The sequence below is a fragment of the Streptomyces durocortorensis genome, assembly GCF_016901035.1.
GTDB lineage: Bacteria > Actinomycetota > Actinomycetes > Streptomycetales > Streptomycetaceae > Streptomyces > Streptomyces durocortorensis.
In genome coordinates, this window is record NZ_JAFEUF010000286.1 from 2,318 (window position 1) to 7,764 (window position 5,447).

Sequence of the window (5,447 nt, forward strand, 5' to 3'; positions counted from 1 at the left end):
GGGGGGGGGGGGGGGCCGCGGGGGGGGGGGGGGGCGCGGCGGGCCGCCCCCCCCCCCCGGCGCGCCGCCCCCCCCCCCCCCCCCCCCCCCCGATGCGCTGAGCCGAAGGTACGGGGGGAACCCCGGCTCGTTGCGCGGCCGATGACCAGTCGGCTCACTCTGTACTGCGCCCGGCCTCCGAAAAACGTCACACCTGGTGGCGCGGGCCGCCCGGCGGGAGCTGAAAACGCAGGTCAGCGGGGTCAGCGGGTCAGCACGGAGGCCGCACCACTGCTCTCCGAAAGGGCCGGAACCTCAGCGTCCGCCCCCACCCCCGCTCCGGCACCAGCACCGGCACCCGCACCGGCACCCGCTTCCGGAGCCGCGACGGCGCGCGGTACGGGGTGGAAGGAGACGGGCGGCAGCGAGCCGCCGCCACCGTTGCCCGGCCCGTTGTGACCGCCGTCGCCGTCGTCGTCCCCGCCACCGGAGCCGCCGTTCCCACCGCTGCCGCCGCTGCCGCCGCCCCCGCCGAGGAGGCGGTCGCAGAAGCGCTCCAGGTTCTTCTCGCCCTTCGCGAACTGGATCAGCTGGCGTCGGCTGCGCTCGTCCAGCGTGCCGTCGCGGGAGGCCTTGCAGGCCTTCACCGACTTCTCGTACCAGTTCCCGGAGTCCGTGTCGCCGCCGGAGCCGCCCGGGCCGCCAGGCCGTTCGTCCTGGCCGTCGCCGCCCCCGGAGGTCTCCTCCCGGCCGTCGCCGTCCGGGCGTTCCGAGGTGCCCGGGCGGTCCTCGTCGGACTCCCGGCCGGTCTCGCCGGTCCGCGCGCCGTCGGGCTCCTCGGGGCCGCCGGATTCCCGGTTCGCGGGCGAGGAGGTCGCCTCCGGCTCGGCGGGCGAGGATGGGTCCGCCGGGGCGGACGAATCGTCGGCGGGCCCGCTGGACATCAGGGGCCCCGGAGTCACCGCGGCCGATACGGAGGTGGCCGGCGCGGGCGATCCCTGGCCGCCGAAGGTTCCGGTGAACACGCCCGTACCGGCGGCGACCGCCACCCCGCCGAGCGCGCAGCCCGCGAGCGAGGCGACCAGGCCGAAGCGGACCGGCCGGCTCCAGCGCGGGCGGCGGGCCGGGGCGTCGGGGGCGGAACCGAGCTGGACGACGTGCAGCTGGCCGGGCCGGCCGGGGACGGCGGCACCGGCGGCGCGGCCGGCGAGCCGGTCCACACCGCTGCCCTGGCGGGCCTGCCGGAACGCGGCGAGAACTGCGTCCTCGCCGGGGAGTTCGCCTGCCGGGGCCCGCAGCCCCGCGCGCGCCGCGCCGAGCGCTTCGGCGAGGCGGAAGGCGTCGGTACGGGCCTCGTCGCCGACGGGGACGACCGGTTCGCCGCGGAGAAATCTCTCCGCGGCGTCCTTGTCAAGCCACTCGTAGTGCTCGTCGGCCATCACATGTCCTTCTGCGTCCACGGTCCCGAATGCGTCACACCGGGAGTGACCGCGGCGGGCGTCGCCGGACCGCCCCGGCCGGGCCGCTGGGAGGGCACGGCACCGAGCCCGGCGCCGCCGCCCGCGTCGCCCTGGGCCGGTTCCGGGACGCCGTCCGGGTCGAACGCGGCGTCGCCTCCGGCTCGGGGCGCGGGGAGCTGCCCGTCCGCGCGGGGCGCCGGGATCTGCCCGTCGGCGCCGAGGAGTTCGGCGAGTCGCTTGAGGCCGCGGTGGGCGGCGGTGCGGACGGCGCCGGGCCGCTTGCCCAGGGTCTGCGCCGCGCTCTTCGCGTCGAGCCCGACGACCACGCGCAGCACGACGGCCTCGGCCTGGTCCTGGGGCAGCTGGGCGATGAGGGACATGGTGCGGTCGGTGTCCAGGGCCTCGATGGCGTCACCCGCTGTGTCGGACTCGGCGGCGCGCGCGGTCAGCTCGGTCTCGTCGCCTCCGATCGCGGGGCGGCGGCTGCGCATCCGCAGGTGGTCCAGAGAGCGGTTGCGGGCGATCCGCGCGGCCCAGCCCCGGAACCGGTCGGCGTCACCGCTGAAGCGGTCGAGGTCGCGGGCTATCTGCAGCCACGCCTCGGACGCGACGTCCTCGGCGTCCGGCTCCCCGACCAGCGTCCGTATGTAGCCCAACAGCCGTGGCTGCACCGCGCGGTACACAGCACGGAAGGCGTCCTCGTCCCCGTCCTGTGCCGCGAGCACCGCGGCAGTCAGCTCCGCGTCGTCCCCCAGCACTCCCTCAACCCGCCCTGCCGTCCTCAATCGCAGCTGGTCAACTGCTGCGCAACCCTGCGCGAACCAGCACGCTACGTGCTCGGCGGGGGTCACGTCCATGACTTGTACAACTCGCAACAATTCGTCGGCGGCCCTGTCGGTGTGACAGAAAACGCAGTCATGGCGCTGAGATGAGTACGGGGTCGTGCTGCGACCCCGTGGAAGACGGCCGGGGCCTCTCCTGTGGGGGGTGGCGGCCCCGGTCGTCGCTCCTCCTCGCCCTGCGCCTCACCGACGCCGAGGGCGTGACCAACCCCTCACGGATTCGTCCGGCCACCCCGCCGTCCCCAGACTGCTCCGGGTGAATACCGCGTCTCGACCCGCTCCCGTCTTCCGCCTGATCGTCACGGGAGGGGGCACCGGTGGTCACACCTACCCCACCCTCACCGCGATCCGTACGTTGCAGGCACGCCTGGCTACTTCCGGCCGCACGGATCGCCGTGTCCTCGGAGTCGACCCTGCCGCTCCTGCCGGAGAGCGTGCGGCCGGCGGCGGTGGTCACCGGCAACCCCGTACGCCCGGAGGTCCTGACCGGCCACCCGGACAAGGCGGTCACCGCCCTCGGCCTCCACTCCTTCGACCGGCGGCTGCCGACCGCATACGTCACCGGCGGCGCGCAGGGCTCGCAGCAGATCAACGACGTGGTCGGCGGCGAACTGCCGTGGCTGCTGGAGCGAGCCAACGTGGTGCACCAGTGCGGGCCCGCCCACCACGAGGCGCTCTCCGCGCGCGCCGCAGGGCTTCCGGCCTCCCTCGCCGCCCGGTACCACGTCACCCCGTTCGTCGGACCGGAGCTGCCGGACGTCCTGGCCTTGGCCGACCTGGTGATCTCGCGCAGCGGCGCGGGCACCCTGGCCGAACTCACCGCCCTGGGCAAGCCCGCCGTCTTCATCCCGCTCGCCACGGCGGCCGGGAACGAACAGGCCCACAACGCCCGCCTCCTGGAGCAGTCGGGCGCGGCGGTCGCCCTCCTCGGCGAGGTCACCGGCGGCCACCTGCGCGAGGCGGTCGGGCCACTCCTCGACGATCCGGAGCGCCGGGGCGCGATGGCGGCCGCGTCCCGGGCGCACGGTCGGCCCGATGCGGCGGAACGGCTCGTGGACGTGGTGCTGTCCGTGGCCACCGAGCGTCTTTCGGACGTTCGCCGGTGATTTTCCGACTGTGCCCGGTGCGCCGCCCCCTCCCCTCCTAAGCTCTACACGCCTGTAGATCTACTGGGAAAACGGGAAAAGGGGAACGACCGTGGCTTCGATCGACCTGGACAAGGTGCTGGACAAGGCCTGGGCGGACAAGAGCGTGCCGGAGGTGCTGGCGGCGCCGGTGTCGGCTCTCAAGGGTGTCTCGGACCGTCAGGGTGACCTGCTCAAGGAGGCGTTCGGGGTGGAGACGGTCGCCGATCTCGCCCGCCTGAAGTACGTCGGATGGGCGCAGGCCCTGGCGGCGCTGGACGCGGCGAAGTAGCGCCCGGCCGACGCGCGGTGCCCCGGACGGGCTCCTTCCGGGGCACCGCACACCGACGTGCCTGGGGGGGATGAGACCGGGTCGCCCTCAGCCCCGTCCCCGGGCCCGTCGTGACATCACCGCGCGCAGGACCCGGCGGCCCTCCGTGGACAGGTCCAGCGCCTTGCGGAGGCCGGCGCCGCTGCCCGCCGTGCCGGTGGTCTCCGCGAGGATCTCCAGGATGCGGACCTGCCGTTCCAGCTCCCCCGCGACCAGCGGGCCCACGGCGGCCGGGTCGCCGCTGCGGGCCGCCTTGAGCCGGTGATCCTCGTCCGGCGGCGCGTCCCCGTCCGGGGCGTCGAACCGGCCGTGGACCCTGAGCGCGACCAGCGAACAGGCGTCGGCCCACTCCCGCAGCGGTACGGCGTCGAAGTCGGAGGGGGCCGCGCCGAGCATCGCCCGTACGAGCGCGGCCGGGCCGTCGGGGACGGACGCCTGCTCCATCTCCGTCCGTACCGCCGCGAGCCGGATGGCCCAATCCTGTCCGTCCTCGCAGCTCGCCCAGAGCGGGCGCAAGGGCTCCGCTTCCGGCCCCGCGAGCAGCGGCAGGCAGCGTTCCAAGCAGGCCAGCGCCCCGGCGGCCAGCGTGCGCTCGTCGGCTCGTTCGATCAGTTCCAGCAGACTCATCGACGTCTCCCTCGGTCTACCGGATACTGCGCCGAATGGCTGAAAATCGTCACATCGTCGCTACGGGGCGTTGTGCTCCGGCACGTTGTGCTCAGGGACGTTGTGCTCGGGGACGGGCGCCAAGGAGTGCGCGGCCCGTTCGGCCTGCATCCGGGTCAGCGTCCGGACGAAGAGGATCGCGAGCACCGCGGCGACGACGTCCAGCGCGTCGGAGGCCGCCACCAGGCCCGCGGCCCGTACGATCTCCGCCGGTTCCTCGGCCCGGTCCCACATCCGCCCGGCGACCCGGGCGAGCAGCAGCGTCCCGACCCATGCCGCCCACCAGAGGTTCAGCGGCGTACGGGCAATCTCCCGCAGGCCCTCGTCGGGCCGGGGCCGCGCACTGGCCTCCCAGGTGCCCGCCGCGACCCGGTACGGGAACCAGAAGTTGGCGACGGGGACGAACCAGCCGCCCACCGCCCAGCCGGGGCCCATCCGCTGCACGCTCGGGTCGAAGACCTCGGCGTTCCGGCGGGTCCGGTGGAACCAGATGATGAAGACGACGGCGGTGACCAGGAACGCGAGGCTCTGCACGTTGCCCGACAAGAGGTACAGCCGCTCGGCAGACCTACCGGCCTCGTCGTAGACGGCCATGCCCCCGTCCGTCGCCAGCCGGTCCCAGAGGTAGCGCACCCGCAGTCCCGTGGCGATGGCGAACAGGTCGGTGGCGATGACCACGCCGAGCAGCGCCGTCACCACCCGGGACAGGGCGACGGGCGAGCGCGGCCAGGTGCCGACGCCCCAGCCCCCGGGGCCGGGGACGGCCGTCGAGCCTTCCGGCAGCGGAGGCCGGGTGCCCGAGCAGAAGGTGCACAGGCCTTCGTCGGTCACGGCCGTTCTGATACGGCAACGGGTACAGAGCACGGAGAAGTCCCCCCAGGACATGATGGATGTGACGGACGTGATGGATGTGACGGACCCGATGTCCGTGTGTGACCTCTCGCGTCCCTCCCCAGGAGCGCGCGGTCGGGGGGGGGGGGGGGGGGGGGGGGGGGGGGGGGGGGGGGGGGGGGGGGGGGGGGGGGGGGGGGGGGGGGGGGGCGGG

General features: G+C 74.8%; 5 protein-coding genes and 1 pseudogene. 2 read left to right on the forward strand and 4 right to left on the reverse strand.

Annotated elements, in window-relative coordinates:
- Positions 1–242: 242 nt before the first annotated feature.
- Both JS521_RS31445 and JS521_RS31450 read right to left on the reverse strand, forming a co-directional pair.
- Complete coding sequence (locus JS521_RS31445; protein WP_205086325.1) at positions 243–1,418, reverse strand: hypothetical protein; 1,176 nt, start codon at positions 1,416–1,418, stop codon at positions 243–245.
- A complete protein-coding gene (locus tag JS521_RS31450; RefSeq protein ID WP_205086321.1) occupies positions 1,418–2,197 on the reverse strand; it encodes an RNA polymerase sigma factor in 780 nt (259 codons plus the stop codon). The genes JS521_RS31445 and JS521_RS31450 overlap by 1 nt, the downstream gene beginning before the upstream one ends.
- A 464-nt stretch (positions 2,198–2,661) precedes the next feature.
- On the opposite strand from JS521_RS31450, the pseudogene JS521_RS31455 reads away from it, so the two are divergent.
- Together JS521_RS31455 and JS521_RS31460 are read left to right on the forward strand one after the other, a co-directional pair.
- A pseudogene (locus JS521_RS31455) lies at positions 2,662–3,387 on the forward strand (UDP-N-acetylglucosamine--N-acetylmuramyl-(pentapeptide) pyrophosphoryl-undecaprenol N-acetylglucosamine transferase); the annotation flags it as partial.
- Between the two features lie 91 nt (positions 3,388–3,478).
- Entirely contained in the window at positions 3,479–3,697 is a 219-nt protein-coding gene (locus JS521_RS31460) for a hypothetical protein (protein ID WP_205086322.1), read from the forward strand.
- Between the two features lie 87 nt (positions 3,698–3,784).
- Here the strand turns inward: JS521_RS31460 and JS521_RS31465 are convergent, their stop codons facing one another.
- Positions 3,785–4,363 carry a hypothetical protein gene (locus JS521_RS31465; protein ID WP_205086323.1) on the reverse strand — a complete coding sequence of 193 codons (579 nt, stop codon included), beginning with the start codon at positions 4,361–4,363 and terminating at the stop codon, positions 3,785–3,787.
- A 60-nt stretch (positions 4,364–4,423) separates the two neighbouring features.
- Positions 4,424–5,266: a DUF4328 domain-containing protein gene (locus JS521_RS31470; RefSeq protein WP_205086324.1), complete on the reverse strand. Its 843-nt coding sequence runs from the start codon at positions 5,264–5,266 to the stop codon at positions 4,424–4,426.
- Positions 5,267–5,447: the final 181 nt, after the last annotated feature.